We start from the raw sequence: 15556 nt of genomic DNA on the forward strand, positions 1-15556 counted from the left end.
GGCCTGCGCCCGTGCCGGTTCGGGCCGAGCAGGTCCAGCCCCGGACCGGGGACGCTCTATCCCCGGTCCGGGCCCTGAGGGTCCGGTGCCTGCCCAAGGTGCACGTCTCGCCCGACCGCGCCGATCGCGATGCCGCCCCCGTGCGCCACCGCCGACCCCGAAACCGCCATCGTCTGGGGCGTCCCGTCGGAATCGCTTACCTCCGCCAGCGCTGACTCGAGCTCGGCCGCGAATTCGCCGTCTTGCACGACTGCTTCTTCGAGAGCCAACGTCACACGCTGGAGTGTGCGTTCGCTGATCTCCGGGGACTCCGCGGCTTCCAGTTGCAGTCGCTGCACCGCCGAGTCCGTGCCCAGCTTGCGCACCAGGATGTCCCGCAACCGCACAGCCGAGGCATCCATCACCTGATCGGCGACCCCGTCCAACTGCTTGCCCACCCGGCGCGCTTTTCCGACTGCCCACGCGATCAGGAAACCCACTGCCACTTCCAGCCCCATGTCCCCACTCCCCGAAGTCGACCACCGCTCCACGCAACATACTTGGTTCTGCCGGACATTCGCGCCCACCGGCCGATCACGGAAACCGCCCGGCGTCCGGCTGTGATCATCGGTCATCCTGCACGGCGTCACGCTGAGGCTCGCCGGTTTCGCCCCCTCATCGGTTACGAGCGGATGTCAGCGGACGACCAGAGCAGCATCTACTCCCTCCCGTTGACTAGAAGGCGGCGCAGCCGGCTGACGCATCCGAGTGAGCTGACAATTCCCAGCTCGCCATTTTCGGGGATTCGTCGGCCGTAGTTGTGCGTTCCGGCCAACCGATCCAAATCAGCGCCCGTTGGCATGCGGCCGCGCCCGCTCGCCGACGTAGTACTCCCACATCCGCTGCTCAGCCGTTCGCCCGGAGTGCTGCATATTCGACGGTGAGATGATGACCGACTGAACCAGCGGCGAGGTCTCGTCGTCCGCCGCCGTCCCGAAATGCTGACCGGACGTCTCGCTACCAGCACCAGTGGGCTCGGAGCCAGTCTCGCGAGACCGCCGCATCGATGCCCCGTTCAAACAACTCGACCGCCAACAGCAACGCCAGAGGAGGACACGCCGCGACCGTGACTTGCAACAGGCTCAATGCGGGCGCCGAGCAGATGTTCGCCACCAACGACAGACAGATGCCGAACACGAACGCCAGCCACGCCACCCACCGGCCCGACCCGCCGCCGCCGCGATGGGCCTTCCACAGCTCGACCGTCGCAATCGTCGGCAGACCGTCGACCAAGAGCAGCCAGACCGACGCCGTCTCCGTGTCCGCGCCGAAACGGAGCGCGAACTCACGTCCGTGACGATACGCGACATACGCCGCCCCGAGCGCGACCAGCCCCGTACAGAAGCACTGAACGGACAGGGCAAGGTCTTGAGCAAGCCAGCCCCGACCCGACTCATGGTCGCTCGGCCTTCTCCTGGGCTCGACAGCTTTCCGAACGCGCTCGCCCGTCCGATCAAGTAACGCTGACGAGAGGATTGGACCAGGCGACACTGCCGGGCATTTGCGAGCCCGAGGGGAGCCCGAGAGCACATGGACGCAACGACAGACTGCGTCACGGGCCGACACCGCCGCCAACCCCACGACCGAAGAAAACGACCTGCCCGGCATTACTCGGCACCATCCGAAACCTCAAGATCACCACTCCTAATCAGCGGGTCGGGTCGTGGTCACTTCCACACGGCGTGCTCGGACGCCTCGACCTCGGCGGCACCCAACTTGCACAGAGTCGAACGTATGTTCTACGCTTGGCGATGTCGGGCGGGGTGGGGAAGACCCCGCCCGACTCCAGATGTCTCGGCCAACGGCGGAGCAGCTCGCTAGGAGACGCGCTTAGATCGACTGGCAAGGTTCGAACGGGATCGCCCTACGAGACAGCCGCGTTGGTCGCGAGGCGGGTCTGCCGAGACCAGACCAAGACGTTCAAGTGGTCGTCCCGATTTATCCAGCCGACCAGTGGCCTTCCAGGTGCGGAGGATCCGGCGGCCGTAGTTGGACGTGTTGGCGACACGATCCAGGTCTGCGCCGGTGGGGACGCGGCCGCGCGCGTGCTCGCGGAGGTAGTGCTGCCACATCCGCTGCTCCGCCGTCCCCTCCAGTCCCTCCGAGACGAGGTCTCCTTCCGATATCTTGGTAGTCTCGTCGGTCTCGCCGTGGGCTCGACGGCGGCGCAGAGATCGGTTCAGCAGCTCGACGGCCAACAGCAAGGCCAGCGGCGGGCTGGCCGCCACGATCACCCCGAACACGGTGTGGTCCTCAGTGGATCCGACATTGGCGCACAACGACAGGCAGATCCCGAACCCGAACGCCACCCATGCGATTCGGCGCCCCGTGTCGTGGCCGGTCTTCCACAACTCCACCGTGGCGATGGTCAGCAGGCCGTCGACGATCAGGGGCCAGATCGACGCCGTCGTCGGGTCGCCGCCGAAGCGGAGCGCGAAGACCCGGCCGTGACGGTACGAGGCATACGCCGCGCCAAGTGCAACCATGCCCGTGCAGGCGCACTGGATCACCAGGGCGGTTGTCCATCGATCCGTGCGGGTCATGACGCACCTCCACGGGCATGGTTATGGGCAAGCGGATGGGGCTCGCCGGTCAGGACGGCTAGGGCGGTGGCGACGTCGTGGAGCGAGGCTTTGACGTAGGTGACCGTCGCGCTGTCGGCGGAGTCGAAGTGGCCCGCGTAGGCGTGGGCCACGCCATAGCCGAAGCGGCGCTCCACCCACGTCAGCGTCGTGTGGCGGAGCCAGTGCGTGGAAACGTTCTGCGTGCGCACCGACGGCACCTGCCGCCCGATCCGATCCCACAGGTGGTCGTAACGGCGCTTGGTGATCGGCTCACCCGTGCGGTAACGCAGCAACTGCGCTTCCAGATGGCTCGCGCCTCGCTCGTTGCCATGGGCGACCAGAAGGCGCATCAGCGTCGGTGAAACCGGCTGGAAGCGGCTGGTGCCGTCCTTCTCCCGGAGATGGACGAGACACTGGGTCTCCTCCAAGTCTCGTCGCCGGAGACCGAGTGCTCCCCCGCGGCGGCACGCGGTCTCGGTGTGCAGGCGCAGCAGAAGGGTGTCCAGGTGCGGGTCGTCGCCGGTGGTCGCGGCCGCGGTGTTGATGTCGACCAACTCGTGGTCGGCCAAAGCTCGCCGCGGCGACGGCAACCGGCGGGGCTTGGCCACCTTCAACGCCGGGTTCTGTCCCTCCGTCAGCAGCCGGTCGTTCACCGCGTGCCGGTAAAGACAGCGGACCGCGGCGATGAGGTTCTCCGCCGCGTTGCGGCCGCCCCGGCTGTTGCGGCGCACCAGCGCGTTCGCGCGGCTTTGCTCGGCCAGCTGCTTGATCTCCGATGGCGACGGTTCATCAAGCCGCCGGCCACCCCACGCCTCCTCGACCCGGCGCCAGTACGAACCGTATGACCTGGCCGTCGCGGGCGAGACCGCCCGCGAGACCTGCGGGATGTACTCCGAGAACGTCGGGACCGTCCACTGCTCCTCGGTCTCGGCAAGGAGATCCGCCGGAGCGATACCCATCTTCGACAGCAGCAACCGGGCCGCGTCCAGCTCCATCGGACTAGCGGTCATCGACGATCACCACCAGCCAGCGACGCGTGATAGTCGGTGACCATCTGGTCGAGAGCGCTGGCGGGATGCACGACGAGGACATCGCGCGCCGGATCGGCGACCATGAACGCGTCCTCGCCAGCGGAGATCCCGCACTGACGCCGGAGCACGATCGGCAACACGACCATCCGCCGCTTCCCCAGCGCGAACACACCGCCGGCGTCCGGCCGGATCAGCAGCGACGTCCCAACCGCCGTCACGGCGAGACGGACGTCGTCGTGCCAGCCCAGCCGATCCAGCAACGGCCACACACAAACCCGGCCGGAGGGGCTGATTCGCGCTATCGCGTACTCCAGCCCCGTCCGAGTCCGATCAGGCAGCAGCTCAGGCAACGGCAGAGCCACCGCAGGAGAGGCCAAACGGTCCAGAAGTCCGTCCGGAGCCGAGCCGAGGATCACGGGTGCCACGATCACGCCGACCACCGCCCCGAAAGGGTGATCCGGCTACGGAACGCAAGATGCCGACCACCATGAACGGTGATCGGCTCGATGTGAGAGAGTTGGTTAAAGTTCACCACTTTTGGTGTCCGAGGGGGGACTTGAACCCCCACGCCCGTTAAGGGCACTAGCACCTCAAGCTAGCGCGTCTGCCATTCCGCCACTCGGACCTGCTGAAGGAAGAGTATACGGCGCCTCCGACGCCTCGTTCAGGGGGGTCTCGATCCGCACCCCCGGACCCTCTGGCATCATCAGCCGGTTTCGGCCATCTACATCGATTCAGAGGACGGCCGGGCCTGGCACCTCCGGCAAGGACGCATCCACCAGGGACTCCAAGGCGAGTGCCCACTCCAGAAGCGGGCGGTGCCCCACGGAACCGGCTGGGGATCAGCCGCTCGTGTACCGCGGGTGCACGCCGCGTGCACATGGTTTACAACCTCCACGCCGCTTTCTAGGATTCGCCGGTCGGGCCGCAGGACGGGAGGTTTCGGATGGGTCGGCGGCGGGACGACGACGAACTCTCCGTCGCCGAGCTGCTTCGGGAGACCGGAGCCACGCCGCGCTCTCTAGGGGGGCCCTTCGCCTCCTCGGCCGCCCGTGAGGAAGACACTGGTGACGGCTACCGGGAAAGGCTTGAGCAACGCGCTCGTGAGGCCGCCGCCGGGCAGCAGCGGGCCGGGCGGCGGATTCGGTGGATCTCCGCCTTTGCCGGTGCCCTGGTGGTGCTCGGCAGCCTCGTTCTCATCGCCGTCACCTCCGGTAGCGCGCAGCCTCGGCAGGCCACGCCACTGGACCCGCTCGCGCCCGCGACGACGACCTCGCGTCCCACCGTGAGCCGGCCGAGCCCTACGCCCATACCCACCGTGCTGCGGCAGACGTCCTCGACCTCGGCCGCGCCGAAGCCGCCGCCGGTCGAGAGCGCCGCTTGCCTTGTGCGCTTCTCCGTGACCGACCAGTGGAACGACGGCTTCACCGCGGGCGTCGCCATCACCAACAACAGCGGCAAGACGCTCTCGCCGTGGACGCTCACCTGGACCTTCACCGCCGGGCAACGGGTCACCCACGGCTGGGACGGCACCTACAGCCAGAGCGGCAGCCGGGTGTCCGTCACCGCCGAGTCCTACAACGCCACCCTCGCGCCGGGGGCCACCGTCAGCACCGGGTTGAACGGGGCCTTCGACCACGGGAACCCGGCCCCCACCGCGTTCACCCTCAACGGCGCCCGCTGCGACGCGGGCTGACCATCCGCACGTCGGCCAGCTCCAGCAGGCCGTCCAGCTCGACGCGCGCGCGGGTGCGCCGCGGGTCGGGTGCCAGCCCCTCCGCGCGGACGACGTCGAGCAGGCGGCTCGCCAGCGGCAGCACCAGGTGGCGGCCCCAGCAGCGCTCGCTCACGTGCCCGAACGGCAGGTAACCCGGGTGCCGGTCGGCGTCGAGGCCGGCCCAGCGGCGCGGCCGCCACTCGTCGGGCGCTTCCCACAGCTTCGGTGAGCGGTGGCTCAGCAGCGGCAGCAGCAGGACGTCGTCGCCGGGGGTGATGCGGGCGTCCACCTCGGTGAACTCCGGCGAGCGCACGCGCAGGATGTTCCACGACGGCGGCAGCAGCCGCAGCGCCTCGTTGAGGACGTACTCGTTCGGGACGTCGTCGTCGAACGGCGCGCCCAGCCACACCGCGTTGGTCACCAGGGCCGCGACCGTGAAGCAGATCGGCGCGGCGACCCGGCGGTAGAGGTACATCCGGAAGCGCCGCTCGGCCAGGGTTCCGGCCGCGAGGACCTGCCGGGCGAGCGTCGACAGCTCCGCGTCCGGACCCGGACGGCGCGCCAGCGCCGCCCCGGCGGCGACGGCCGACCACGTCAGCTTCGGCGTCAGCTCCAGGCGGCGGTCGACGAGCACGCGGAACCGGCGCGTCTCCGGCCCGAAGACGAATCGGCGCAGGTAGTCGTGGGGCACGGCCGGCCACGAACCGGTGAGATCGGGATCGTCGGCGGGCCGCTTCAGCGCGGCGCGGACGTCGGCGCCCAGCGCCTGCATCAGGCTCGCGGACTCGGCGCGGGTGACCTTGCGGCCCAGCACCGGCTTGAACGTCGGGCGCTCCTCCGCACCCGCCGGGCGCGCGCGCAGCACGGCGTCCATCAGGTCGGGATCGGCGATCCCGACCGTGTCCGGCTCGAGGCGGAAGAGCCCGCCGTCCCGGTGCTCGCGCAGCAGTTCCTCGAGGCGGGGCGCGAAGACGACGGTGCGGTGGGCGGGGGCGATGACCACGTTCGGCACTCCTCGCACAGGAACGGGCCGGTCCCGGTGACCGGGACCGGCCGCGCGATCAGATCCAGCCGTACCAGGCGTAAGCCTTCAGGCTCTTCTTGGGAAGCGCTTTCTTGACCAGGCGGACGAGCTTCACCGGATTCCTCCCTAGTGCGGTTGTCAGGACCGAGATCGACACTAGGCAGGGCGGGATCGGTTCAGCACCAAGCACTACACGATCGGCCCAGACCTTTCGGCGGGAAAAGGGCACGCAAGAAAAATGCGTGTTAAATCAGCTGAGCACTTCACGCATGAATGTCACAAGCCAATGCTGCGCCGGGCTGCGGGCGTGCGTGTGGCGCGTGTACACCGACACCTGGGCCGGCTCCACCTCCAGCGGCAGCTCGAACAGCCGGACCCGGTGCTGGGCCGCGAACATCTCCGCCACCAGCCGGGGCACCATCGCCACCAGCTCGCCGTCCTGGACCAGGTACGGCAGCGCCGCGAAGCGGGTCACCTCCAGGATCACGCGGTCCAGGAGCCCGTGCGCCTCCAGCGCCCGGCGGGGGCCGTCGTGGCCGGTGGGGCCGAACACCGTCACGTGCCGCTCGGCCGCCAGCGAGGCGAAGTCCACCGAAGCGCCCAGGCGCGGGTGGTCGTGCGCCACCATGCCCAGGTACCCCTCGGAGAACAGCGGGATCCGTGCCACGCGCTGCGAGCTGATCAGCGGGGACGCGATGAACGCGTCGATCTCGCCGCGGCCGAGCTGGTCGGCCGCGCGGTCGACGTCCAGCGGGCGGACCGTCAGGGTCACGCCGGGCGCGACCGCGGGCAACGCCGCCATCAGGCGCGGCAGCAGCGAGATCTCCCCCAGGTCCGACAGGCACAGCGTGAACGCCGCCCTGGCCGAAGCGGGATCGAACGACCACGCGCCGCTGACCGCCCGCTCGATGCCGGACAGCGCGCTGTGCAGCGGCTCGTACAGCGCGCGGGCCGTCGTCGTCGGGACCAGGCCGCCGCCCGTGCGGCGGAACAGCTCGTCGGAGAAGCGGCGCCGGAGCTTCTGGAGGCTGTAGCTGATCGTCGGCTGCGTGACGTGCAGGGACTCGGCCGTCGCGGTCACGCTGCGGGTCTCGTACAGCAGCACGAAGGTGCGCACCAGGTTGAGGTCGAATTCCCGCATCATCGATCCTGTCTATGAACTACCGAGGCAACATTTATTGGAACACACGACGCCGGCTCCCTAGGGTCTGGTCCAACCCGCCCGAGGAGGACAAGCGCATGCCCACCGCCCGCCGGCTCGCCCACGAGTTCCTGCACCGCCGCGGCCTGACCACGATCTTCGGCAACCCCGGCTCCAACGAGCTGCCCTTCCTCGCCGAGCTGCCCGGTGACTTCACCTACGTCCTCGGGCTGCACGAAGGCGCCGTCGTCGGGATGGCCGACGGCTACGCCCAGGCGACCGGCCGCCCGGTGCTGGTCAACCTGCACGCGGCGGCCGGCTCGGGCAACGCGATGGGCGCGCTGACCAACGCCGTCTACTCGCGCTCTCCCCTGGTGCTCACCGCCGGTCAGCAGGTACGCGCGGCGATCGGGCAGGAGGCGATGCTCGCCAACGTCGACGCCACGCAGCTGATGCGCCCCCTCGCCGCCTGGTCCGGCGAGCCGAGCTGCGCCGAGGACGTCCCGCGCTCGCTCGCCCAGGCCGTGTTCGAGGCCGAGCTGCACCGGCGCCCGAGCTACCTGTCGGTGCCCTACGACGACTGGACCGCGGACCTGGACGCCACCGCCGCCGTGACACTGGACCGGAACGTCCAAAGAGGACTCTCGCCGAGCGGGACCCAGCTCGAGAACCTCGCCGAGGGCCTCAAGAAGGCGAAGAACCCGGCGCTCGTCCTCGGCGGGGACATCGACGCCCTCGGCCTGTTCGACCGCGCCGTCGCCCTGGCCGAGCACCTCGGCCTGCCGACCTGGGTGGCGCCCTCGCCGCACCGGCTGCCCTTCCCCAACCGGCACCCGCTCTTCCGCGGGGTGCTGCCGGCCGGCATCGCGCCCGTCTCGGCCGCGCTGACCGGGCACGACCTCGTGCTCGTGCTCGGCGCGCCCGTCTTCCGCTACCACCAGTACGTGCCCGGCGCCTACCTGCCGGAGGGCACGCGGCTGGTCCAGGTGACCGACGACTTCGGCGCCGCGGCCCGCGCGCCGATGGGCGAGGCACTGGTCGCCGACCCGGCGCCGGTGATCGAGGCGCTGCTGCGGAAGCTCCCGGCCCGCACGGCGGAAAGCGGGGACTACGTCGGCAACCCCGAGCCCAAGACGGCCGGGAAGGCGTTGCACCCCGAGCAGGTCTTCGCGGCGCTGCGCGAAACGCAGGCCACCGGCACCCGGTACGTCGTCGAGTCGACGTCGACGAACTCGGCGTGGTGGCGGCAGATGGACCTGCGCCGCGAGGGTTCGTACTTCTTCCCCGCCGCCGGCGGCCTCGGGTTCGGGCTGCCCGCCGCGGTCGGCGTCGCGCTGGGCAGCCCGGACCGCCCGGTCGTCGGCGTCATCGGCGACGGTTCGGCCAACTACGGCATCACGGCGCTGTGGACCGCCGCGCACTACCGCGTCCCCGTCACGTTCGTGATCCTGCGCAACGGCGTCTACGGCGCGCTGAAGTGGTTCGGCGAGCTGCTCGGCACGCCGGACGTGCCGGGCACCGAGATCCCCGGCCTCGACTTCACCGCGATCGCCACCGGTTACGGCGTCCCCGGCACCGCCGTCGCCGACCTCGACCACCTCTACACCGAGCTCAAGACGATCCCGGACGGCCCCCGGCTGCTCCAGGTCGACACCGAACCGACCACACCGGAGTGATCATGACCTTGCTGGAGCACGAGTTCCTGCGCGGCAGCGGCGGGACCCACGCGGTCGTCGAACCGGCGACCGGGGAAACCCTGGGCAGCGTGGGCATCGCGACGCCGGACGACGTCGCCGAAGCGGCGGCCGCGGCGGCGAAGGCCCAGCGCGACTGGGCGCGGCGCAAGCCCGCCGAGCGCGCCGCGGTGCTGCGCCGCGCGGGCGAGCTGTGGGAGGCGCACGCCGCCGAGGTGCAGGACTGGATCGTCCGCGAAGCCGGCTCGACGCGGCCCAAGGCCGGGATCGAGACGGAGCTGGCCGCCGGGATCTGCTTCGAGGCCGCGGCGCTGCCCACCCACCCGCGCGGTGAGGTGCTGAGCACCGGCGAACCGCGGTGGTCGCTGGCCCGGCGTGTCCCGGCCGGCGTGGTTTCGGTGATCTCGCCGTTCAACTTCCCGCTGATCCTGGCGATCCGGTCGGTCGCGCCGGCCCTCGCGCTCGGCAACGCCGTGCTGCTCAAGCCGGACCTGCGCACCGCGGTGTCCGGTGGGGTGAGCATCCTGCGCGTCTTCGAGGAGGCCGGCCTGCCCGAAGGCCTGCTGCACCTGCTGCCCGGCGACGCCGCCGTCGGCGCCGCGGTCGTCGACGCGCCCGAGGTGTCCATCGTGTCCTTCACCGGCTCGACGGCGGCCGGGCGGAAGGTCGGCGAGGCCGCCGCGCGCTCGCTCAAGCGCGTCCACCTCGAGCTGGGCGGGAACAACGCGCTCGTCGTGCTGCCGGGCGCCGACGTCGCCAAGGCCGCGTCCGCCGGCGCGTTCGGCTCGTTCCTGCACCAGGGCCAGATCTGCATGACCACCGGCCGCCACCTCGTCCACGAGTCCCAAGTGGACGAATACGTCGAGGCGCTGGCGGAAAAGGCACGGCGGCTGCCCGTGGGGAACCCGGCCGAGCGCGCCGTCGCGCTCGGCCCGATCATCGACGACCGCCAGCTCGCGCACGTCACCGACGTCGTCGACCGCAGTGTCGCCGCCGGTGCCCGCGTGCTGGCCGGCGGCAAGCCCGACGCGCCGTTCTACCCGCCGACCGTCCTCTTCGGACTCGACGACGACACCCCGGCGTGGCGCGAGGAGATCTTCGGCCCGGTCGCGCCGGTGCGCGCCTACCGCGACCTCGACGAGGCCGCGCGGCTGGTCAACGCCTCCGACTACGGCCTGTCGGTCGGCATCCTCGGCGACGTCGGCACCGCGATGACGCTGGCCGACGAGGTCCGCTCGGGCAAGGTGCACATCAACGAGCAGACCGTCGGCGACGAGCCCACCGCGCCGTTCGGCGGCGTCGGCGACTCCGGCAACGGCTCTCGCTTCGGCGGCGCCCAAGCCAACATCGAGGCCTTCACCGAAACCCAGTGGCTGACCGTCCGCGCGGACATCGCCGGCTACCCGTTCTGAGGAAACCATGACAACGACGTCTTCCCGTCCCGTGTGGACGGCGGTCCTCTGCTGGCTGACCGTCCTGCTCGAGGGCTACGATCTGGTCGCGCTCGGCGCCACCATCCCGACCCTGCTCAAGAGCGGCTACCTCGGCTTCACCGCGGCCGGCGCGACCGCGGTCGCCACCGTGTCGCTCGTCGGCGTGGCGGTCGGCGCGGCCTGCCTCGGCCCGCTCACCGACCGGTTCGGCCGCCGCGTGATGCTGATCGGCTCGGTCCTGCTGTTCTCCCTGTTCACCCTGCTGACACCGCTCGCGCCGAACGTCGCGACGTTCGGGGTCTTCCGGTTCGTCGCCGGCCTCGGGCTCGGCGCGTGCATGCCGGTGGCGCTGACCGTGATGTCGGAGAACCTGCCCGCGCGGCGGCGTGCCAGCGCGAGCACGTTCACCATGACCGGCTACCACGTCGGCGCGGTGCTGACGTCGATCCTCGCGCTGTCCGCGAAGGAAGACTGGCACCTGCTGTTCTACGGCGGCGGGATCGTCGGGCTGCTGGCCGTGCCGCTGATGTGGTGGAAGCTGCCCGAGTCCGCGGCCTACCTGGCCGCCAAGGAGGAACCCGCGACCGACCGCGTCGGGCTGCGCGACCTGCTGGGCGCGCGCTTCCGGCGGATCAGCATCGCGGTGTGGACGGGGTCGTTCATGGGACTGCTGCTGGTCTACGGCCTCAACACGTGGCTGCCGCAGCTGATGCGGACGGCGGGCTACCCGATTTCGACGTCGATCACGCTGCTGCTGGTGCTCAACATCGGGGCGGTGCTCGGGCTGGTGCTGGCCGGCACGATCGCCGACCGGTTCGGCATCCGGCCGATCGCCCGGATCTGGTTCGGCGCCGGAGCCGTGCTGCTCGCGGCGCTGAGCCTGAAGATCGGCAACGCCGTCCTGCTCAACGCCGTCGTGCTGCTGACCGGCGTGTTCGTGTTCTCCGCGCAGGTGCTGATCTACGGGTACGTCGCCCAGGCGTTCCCGGCGCGGGCGCGCGGGACGGCGCTCGGGCTGACGTCGGCGGTCGGCCGGCTCGGCTCGATCCTCGGGCCGTTCGTGACCGGCGCGCTGGTCACCGCCGGGGTTGCCTACCCCTGGGGCTTTTACTTCTTCGCCGTGGTGGCCGCGTTCGGGCTGGTCGCCGTGCTGATGCTGCGCGGCGAGACGCGGACGTCGTCGCGATTGACGTCGGCGTCCGCCGGGTAGCCGCCAGGATGACGCAACCACACGACGAAGTCGGCGAAGAGGACTCGAGCGGCAACACGGTCGACGTGCCGCCCCGCCGCGACGAGCCGGAAGGACCGCTGGAGGATGAGGAAGCCCGCGCGCGGCCGGGCCACCCCGGCGCGCACGAGAACTTCCGCGGCGGCGACTAGGCCGTCTCCTCGGGACGGCGGCGCATCGTCGGCTTCGGGTCCTCGGTGCGGCGGTCGGAGTCCTCCAGGACCTGGCGGGCCTGGGCTTCGGGATCGGCGCTGTCGGCGGCCTGTTCCTCCGGCAGCAGCTCGGCGCGGGTTTCCGTCCGGTCGGGGATCTTGTCGTCCATGCCGGGGTGGTACCCGATCACGGCGGCGCTCAGACACCCAGCCAGCCGACGGCGAGGGCGATGACGAGCCCGGCGACCATCAGCACCAGGACGCCGGTGAGGATCAGCCAGAGCACGGGCGCGGTCTTGCCGGGCATCGGCTGCGGGTGTGAGAGGCCCGAGGTCTGCGCGGAGTCCGGTGGCGTACTGCCCGGCGGCACGCCACCACCGGCCTCGAGGTCCGGGGTCCGGCCCGGGTCCGGATCCGGCGGCTGGGCGGTCATGGCGGGTCCTTCCGTCGCGGTCGCTTCCGCGACGGGTGCCCGGCGAAAAAGCGGGCAAACGCGGCCGCCTCAGTCCCTCGCGCGCCGGTTGCCGGCCGCGTCACGGCGGAGGCGGTCCGTTTGCTCCGAGATCTCCCCCAGCTCCTCCGCCAGCCCCGCGTGATCATCGGCCAGGTGGGACCGGGCCGCGGCCAGCGGCGGCAGCAGCGTGGCCGGGTCGTCGTCACCCAGGGCGGCCCCCAGCCGGTCCACGTTTTCCTGCGCCGCCGGGCCAAGGCCGTCCAGCGCGCTCACCCGGCCGGCGAGCTTGCGCAGGATCGCCGAGTTGCGGCGGGCCCAGTCGGCGACCGCCCGGTCGCCCGCGCGGCGGTCGCGCTCCGCGTCGACCCTCGCCTCGCCCGTCTTCTCGCCCGTGTCCGACGGCTGCAGCCGCAGGTACCGCCGTTCCGCGGCCTGGCGGCTGGCCACCCCCAGCGCCGGTGCCAGCGCCACCCAGCTCGCGCCGGCCGTGCGGGCGGCCGTGATGAGCTCCGGTTCCCAGGCGGCCAGTTCCTCGCGCAGCACGCGCAGGCCGGCCAACGCGCTCAGCAGGCCCTCCCGGTCCGCGGTGCCCGCGCGGGCCGCCGCGACCACCTCGTGGATCCGGCTCACGGCGCCGGTGGGATCGCTATCACCCATTCGTCATCCTTCCGACGACCCTCATGTTGTCATCATTTCGATGACATGCTAGAACAGGAACAACCGTACGTCGAGTTGCCGGAGGTGGTTCCCGATGGCGCAGCCCACCGGATCCTTTCGCGACCCGAGCTCCGGCGGCAGCCGGCGAACCGCGGCCTGAACGCCCGCACAGCGTCCAGGACGACCACGTGATCACCGAGTCCGTGACCGCGCTGCTCGAAGAGCTCCTCGAGCGCATCGCCGCCGACGTGCCGGGTGCCCTCGGCGTCGCCATTTCCGTGCACCACCACGGATTGCCGCTGCACGTGGCCGCCGCCTACGGGCTCGGGGGCATCTTCGTCCCGGCCCAGCTGGACGGGCTCGGCGGACCGGTCGCGACCGCGGGGGACACGGGCCTGCCGGTCGTCACCGCGGACGTCTTCGCCGACGAACGCTGGCCGTCGCTCACGGCGGCCGCTCTGCTCGAGCGCCATCCCGGAGCGGACTGGTCGCGGGTCCGGGGCGTCGCCGCGCTGCCCGCGCCGTGGGACACCGAGGGCAGGTTCGTGTTGTCGATGACGCTCGACCGGCCCGCCACCGACGAGACGCTGAAGGTGTTGCGGCGGCACGAAAGGTTCACGGCGCTGGCGCTGGTCGTCGCCGAGGCGGCCCGGCCCGACCGGACCGAGCAGATGCTGGACCTGCTGCAGTCGCGCGCCGCGCTGGAGGAGGCGAAGGGCATCGTCATGGCCTTGCGCCGCTGCGATCCCGACGAGGCGTGGGCGACGCTGCGGCGCGCCAGCCAGCAGTTCAACGTCAAGGTGCGCGAGCTCGCCGTCGCACTGGTGGAACTGCTGGCCGGCGCACCGGCGCCGCAGCCCGCCGGGGACCGCACGATCGATCCGGGCCCCGCCGCGCGCGGCGCCGCCGAACAGGTGCTGCGGGCGTTCGAGCCCAGCCCGACGGAGCTGACCGGCCTCTGAGGCCCGCGGCCCCGCGGGGGCTCAGGCCGGTTCGACGCGGAACACCGCGATGCGCTCGGCCGCCGCCGCGGCCGCGTCCGGCGTGGGCGCTTCGGCCAGCCCCGTGGTCACCAGCCGCTTTCCCACACTCGCCGGGCTCTCCGCCACCAGGCGGCGCAGGAGCGGCCGGCGCTGCTCCACCGGCACCTCCGTCAGGCGCGCCCGGGAAGTCCGGCGGCCTCGGGTGAGCGTCACCTCGGCCGCCGCCCGGGCGTTCGCCACCCACGCCGCCTTCGGGTAGGCCTGGAAGATGTAGCGGCCGCCGTCGATGGGGATGACCGCGATCGGGAACGTGCGCGGCACCCCCGTGCGCCGTCCCGGGACGGTGAGCAGCTGCATCGGGCCGAACGCGACACCCAGCCGCTGGAGCCCCACCACGATCTTGTTGCCGGCGTTGACCATCCGCCGGTACCTCTGCGCTGTCGTCATGCCACGACCGTACACCATTTCATATGGAACTCGTATTATCTGCGACTCGTATCAGTGTCGCTCCGGTCCGGGTTGCGACTCCGGCGGCACCGGGTCGGGGACGGGCGTGCCGGGCTCGGGCGCGGGCCGGTCCGGACCCGGGCCGGGCGGCACCGGGTCCGGCCCGGGCGGCACCGGGTCCGGGTCCGGACCGACCGGATCGGGCGGGATCGGCTCGGGCGGCGCCGGGGGTGCGGTCATGCGGGCTGCGGTCGGCATCGGTCTTCCCTCCGCCACGCTGCGCCGTCCGCTCTTCGGACAGCGATCACCTTCGGCTACCACCGGGGCCCGATCCGGAAACCCCCGCGGCCACCGGCGCGCGGCGCCCGAGGAAGGCGAGCATCCGCGTCTGCTCGCCGGCGCCGGCCGGCGGCTCGAGCTCCGGGCCGAAGAAGCCCGGCCGGCGCACGACGTTCGCCCGGGCCCAGCCGAACGCCACCGCCACCAGCTCCGGCGCGAGGTGCACGTCCTGATCGATGTCCCAGCTGTGCGCGACCAGATCTGTGATCAGCAGCGGCACGATCCCGGCGACCGGCACCTCGCCGAGGCCGGGCAGCGAAACCTTGCGGCCCAGCTCGGCCTCGGTCAGCGTCCGGACCGAGGCCGCCCGCCACGTCGCGACCGGGTCCGTCCCGGCCAGCACGGCGGGGTGCGGTGCGCCCGGCGCGCCCGCGGTCTCGCCGTAGTCTTCGCCGCTCGCCCACGCCCGCAACTGGCGCTGGCCCCAGACGACGTGCCCGGCGACGTCCCGCACCGACCACCCGGCGCACGCCGACGGCGCGTCCCACCGGTCGTCCCGCACCGCCGCCAGCACCGCGTCGAACCCGTCCTGGGCGCGCCGGTACAAGTCCATCGTGTCCATTTCGCTCCTTCGCCGAGGGGATTTCCCCGAGGACGAACGAGCGCGGGCGAACTCGACAGTTGACCCTGACACCGTGTCAGGCCGTACTCCG

Annotated in this window: 19 protein-coding genes, 1 tRNA gene and 1 pseudogene; 6 read left to right on the plus strand and 15 right to left on the minus strand. The window is 71.5% G+C overall.

The features are described from left to right. Nucleotides 1-56 precede the first annotated feature (56 nt). The 6 genes and pseudogenes from ACWEVP_RS04135 to ACWEVP_RS04160 form a co-directional block, all read right to left on the minus strand. Complete coding sequence (locus tag ACWEVP_RS04135; RefSeq protein ID WP_452061166.1) at nt 57-497, minus strand: hypothetical protein; 441 nt, start codon at nt 495-497, stop codon at nt 57-59. A gap of 177 nt (nt 498-674) precedes the next feature. Next, a pseudogene (locus tag ACWEVP_RS04140) lies at nt 675-1398 on the minus strand (DUF2637 domain-containing protein). Between the two features lie 458 nt (nt 1399-1856). After that, nucleotides 1857-2582, minus strand: coding sequence for a DUF2637 domain-containing protein (locus tag ACWEVP_RS04145; protein WP_452061167.1), 726 nt, complete (start codon nt 2580-2582; stop codon nt 1857-1859). Next, a complete protein-coding gene (locus tag ACWEVP_RS04150; RefSeq protein WP_452061168.1) occupies nt 2579-3598 on the minus strand; it encodes a tyrosine-type recombinase/integrase in 1020 nt (339 codons plus the stop codon). Before ACWEVP_RS04150 ends, ACWEVP_RS04145 begins: the two co-directional genes overlap by 4 nt. Nucleotides 3599-3609: 11 nt before the next feature. After that, on the minus strand, nt 3610-4065 hold the full coding sequence (locus tag ACWEVP_RS04155; RefSeq protein WP_452061169.1) for a hypothetical protein: 456 nt from the start codon (nt 4063-4065) through the stop codon (nt 3610-3612). Nucleotides 4066-4172: 107 nt separating this feature from the next. Then, nucleotides 4173-4259: transfer RNA gene (locus ACWEVP_RS04160), tRNA-Leu, on the minus strand. A gap of 774 nt (nt 4260-5033) precedes the next feature. Between ACWEVP_RS04160 and ACWEVP_RS04165 the strand changes: the two genes are divergently transcribed. Further along, entirely contained in the window at nt 5034-5330 is a 297-nt protein-coding gene (locus ACWEVP_RS04165; RefSeq protein WP_452061170.1) for a cellulose binding domain-containing protein, read from the plus strand. On the opposite strand, the gene ACWEVP_RS04170 is transcribed toward ACWEVP_RS04165, so the two are convergent. From ACWEVP_RS04170 to ACWEVP_RS04180, 3 genes are read right to left on the minus strand one after another with little or no spacing between them, the layout of a single operon-like run. Then, nucleotides 5302-6354 (minus strand): cytochrome P450, encoded by a 1053-nt coding sequence (locus ACWEVP_RS04170; RefSeq protein WP_452061171.1) that lies wholly within the window; start codon nt 6352-6354, stop codon nt 5302-5304. The two genes, ACWEVP_RS04165 and ACWEVP_RS04170, sit on opposite strands and share 29 nt — an antisense overlap. A 58-nt stretch (nt 6355-6412) precedes the next feature. Next, the gene (locus ACWEVP_RS04175) at nt 6413-6604 is read right to left on the minus strand and encodes a tryptorubin family RiPP precursor (protein ID WP_452061172.1); all 192 of its coding nucleotides are present in this window, start codon (nt 6602-6604) and stop codon (nt 6413-6415) included. 21 nt (nt 6605-6625) lie between these two features. Then, nucleotides 6626-7519 carry a LysR family transcriptional regulator gene (locus ACWEVP_RS04180; protein ID WP_452061173.1) on the minus strand — a complete coding sequence of 298 codons (894 nt, stop codon included), beginning with the start codon at nt 7517-7519 and terminating at the stop codon, nt 6626-6628. A 95-nt stretch (nt 7520-7614) separates the two neighbouring features. Here ACWEVP_RS04180 and mdlC point away from each other — a divergent pair, with 95 nt between their 5' ends. Genes mdlC through ACWEVP_RS04200 form a run of 4 tightly spaced genes read left to right on the plus strand, consistent with a single transcriptional unit; the run spans nt 7615 to nt 12023 of the window. Further along, a complete protein-coding gene (gene mdlC, locus ACWEVP_RS04185) occupies nt 7615-9192 on the plus strand; it encodes a benzoylformate decarboxylase (RefSeq protein WP_452061174.1) in 1578 nt (525 codons plus the stop codon). A gap of 2 nt (nt 9193-9194) precedes the next feature. Then, entirely contained in the window at nt 9195-10622 is a 1428-nt protein-coding gene (locus ACWEVP_RS04190; RefSeq protein ID WP_452061175.1) for a benzaldehyde dehydrogenase, read from the plus strand. A gap of 7 nt (nt 10623-10629) precedes the next feature. Beyond that, entirely contained in the window at nt 10630-11853 is a 1224-nt protein-coding gene (locus ACWEVP_RS04195) for an MFS transporter (protein ID WP_452061176.1), read from the plus strand. 8 nt (nt 11854-11861) lie between these two features. Next, the gene (locus tag ACWEVP_RS04200) at nt 11862-12023 is read left to right on the plus strand and encodes a hypothetical protein (RefSeq protein ID WP_452061177.1); all 162 of its coding nucleotides are present in this window, start codon (nt 11862-11864) and stop codon (nt 12021-12023) included. On the opposite strand, the gene ACWEVP_RS04205 is transcribed toward ACWEVP_RS04200, so the two are convergent. The 3 genes from ACWEVP_RS04205 to ACWEVP_RS04215 all read right to left on the minus strand — a co-directional run bounded on the left by ACWEVP_RS04205 (nt 12020) and on the right by ACWEVP_RS04215 (nt 13134). After that, complete coding sequence (locus ACWEVP_RS04205) at nt 12020-12193, minus strand: hypothetical protein (RefSeq protein WP_167379575.1); 174 nt, start codon at nt 12191-12193, stop codon at nt 12020-12022. The genes ACWEVP_RS04200 and ACWEVP_RS04205 overlap by 4 nt on opposite strands. Nucleotides 12194-12222: 29 nt before the next feature. Beyond that, on the minus strand, nt 12223-12456 hold the full coding sequence (locus tag ACWEVP_RS04210; RefSeq protein ID WP_436392231.1) for a DUF6480 family protein: 234 nt from the start codon (nt 12454-12456) through the stop codon (nt 12223-12225). Between the two features lie 69 nt (nt 12457-12525). Beyond that, nucleotides 12526-13134, minus strand: coding sequence for an HSP18 transcriptional regulator (locus ACWEVP_RS04215; protein ID WP_452061178.1), 609 nt, complete (start codon nt 13132-13134; stop codon nt 12526-12528). Between the two features lie 188 nt (nt 13135-13322). Here ACWEVP_RS04215 and ACWEVP_RS04220 point away from each other — a divergent pair, with 188 nt between their 5' ends. Next, entirely contained in the window at nt 13323-14096 is a 774-nt protein-coding gene (locus ACWEVP_RS04220; RefSeq protein WP_452061179.1) for an ANTAR domain-containing protein, read from the plus strand. 21 nt (nt 14097-14117) lie between these two features. Here the strand turns inward: ACWEVP_RS04220 and ACWEVP_RS04225 are convergent, their stop codons facing one another. From ACWEVP_RS04225 to ACWEVP_RS04235, 3 genes are read right to left on the minus strand one after another with little or no spacing between them, the layout of a single operon-like run. Then, a complete protein-coding gene (locus ACWEVP_RS04225; protein WP_452061180.1) occupies nt 14118-14564 on the minus strand; it encodes a nitroreductase/quinone reductase family protein in 447 nt (148 codons plus the stop codon). A gap of 51 nt (nt 14565-14615) precedes the next feature. Further along, nucleotides 14616-14822: a hypothetical protein gene (locus tag ACWEVP_RS04230; RefSeq protein ID WP_452061181.1), complete on the minus strand. Its 207-nt coding sequence runs from the start codon at nt 14820-14822 to the stop codon at nt 14616-14618. Nucleotides 14823-14868: 46 nt separating this feature from the next. Next, nucleotides 14869-15465, minus strand: coding sequence for a TIGR03086 family metal-binding protein (locus tag ACWEVP_RS04235; protein ID WP_452061182.1), 597 nt, complete (start codon nt 15463-15465; stop codon nt 14869-14871). Nucleotides 15466-15556: the final 91 nt, after the last annotated feature.

The organism is Amycolatopsis sp. NPDC003865 (assembly GCF_053605345.1).

What these genes read in the sequence shown, in the direction of transcription:
- ACWEVP_RS04145 (WP_452061167.1), bottom strand. Translation starts at nt 2,582, where the DNA reads ATGACCCGCACGGATCGATGGACAACCGCCCTGGTGATCCAGTGCGCC.
- ACWEVP_RS04225 (WP_452061180.1), bottom strand. Translation starts at nt 14,564, where the DNA reads ATGACGACAGCGCAGAGGTACCGGCGGATGGTCAACGCCGGCAACAAG.
- ACWEVP_RS04180 (WP_452061173.1), bottom strand. Translation starts at nt 7,519, where the DNA reads ATGATGCGGGAATTCGACCTCAACCTGGTGCGCACCTTCGTGCTGCTG.
- ACWEVP_RS04235 (WP_452061182.1), bottom strand. Translation starts at nt 15,465, where the DNA reads ATGGACACGATGGACTTGTACCGGCGCGCCCAGGACGGGTTCGACGCG.
- ACWEVP_RS04190 (WP_452061175.1), top strand. Translation starts at nt 9,195, where the DNA reads ATGACCTTGCTGGAGCACGAGTTCCTGCGCGGCAGCGGCGGGACCCAC.
- ACWEVP_RS04200 (WP_452061177.1), top strand. Translation starts at nt 11,862, where the DNA reads ATGACGCAACCACACGACGAAGTCGGCGAAGAGGACTCGAGCGGCAAC.
- mdlC (WP_452061174.1), top strand. Translation starts at nt 7,615, where the DNA reads ATGCCCACCGCCCGCCGGCTCGCCCACGAGTTCCTGCACCGCCGCGGC.
- ACWEVP_RS04135 (WP_452061166.1), bottom strand. Translation starts at nt 497, where the DNA reads ATGGGGCTGGAAGTGGCAGTGGGTTTCCTGATCGCGTGGGCAGTCGGA.
- ACWEVP_RS04210 (WP_436392231.1), bottom strand. Translation starts at nt 12,456, where the DNA reads ATGACCGCCCAGCCGCCGGATCCGGACCCGGGCCGGACCCCGGACCTC.
- ACWEVP_RS04150 (WP_452061168.1), bottom strand. Translation starts at nt 3,598, where the DNA reads ATGGAGCTGGACGCGGCCCGGTTGCTGCTGTCGAAGATGGGTATCGCT.
- ACWEVP_RS04230 (WP_452061181.1), bottom strand. Translation starts at nt 14,822, where the DNA reads ATGCCGACCGCAGCCCGCATGACCGCACCCCCGGCGCCGCCCGAGCCG.
- ACWEVP_RS04215 (WP_452061178.1), bottom strand. Translation starts at nt 13,134, where the DNA reads ATGGGTGATAGCGATCCCACCGGCGCCGTGAGCCGGATCCACGAGGTG.
- ACWEVP_RS04205 (WP_167379575.1), bottom strand. Translation starts at nt 12,193, where the DNA reads ATGGACGACAAGATCCCCGACCGGACGGAAACCCGCGCCGAGCTGCTG.
- ACWEVP_RS04195 (WP_452061176.1), top strand. Translation starts at nt 10,630, where the DNA reads ATGACAACGACGTCTTCCCGTCCCGTGTGGACGGCGGTCCTCTGCTGG.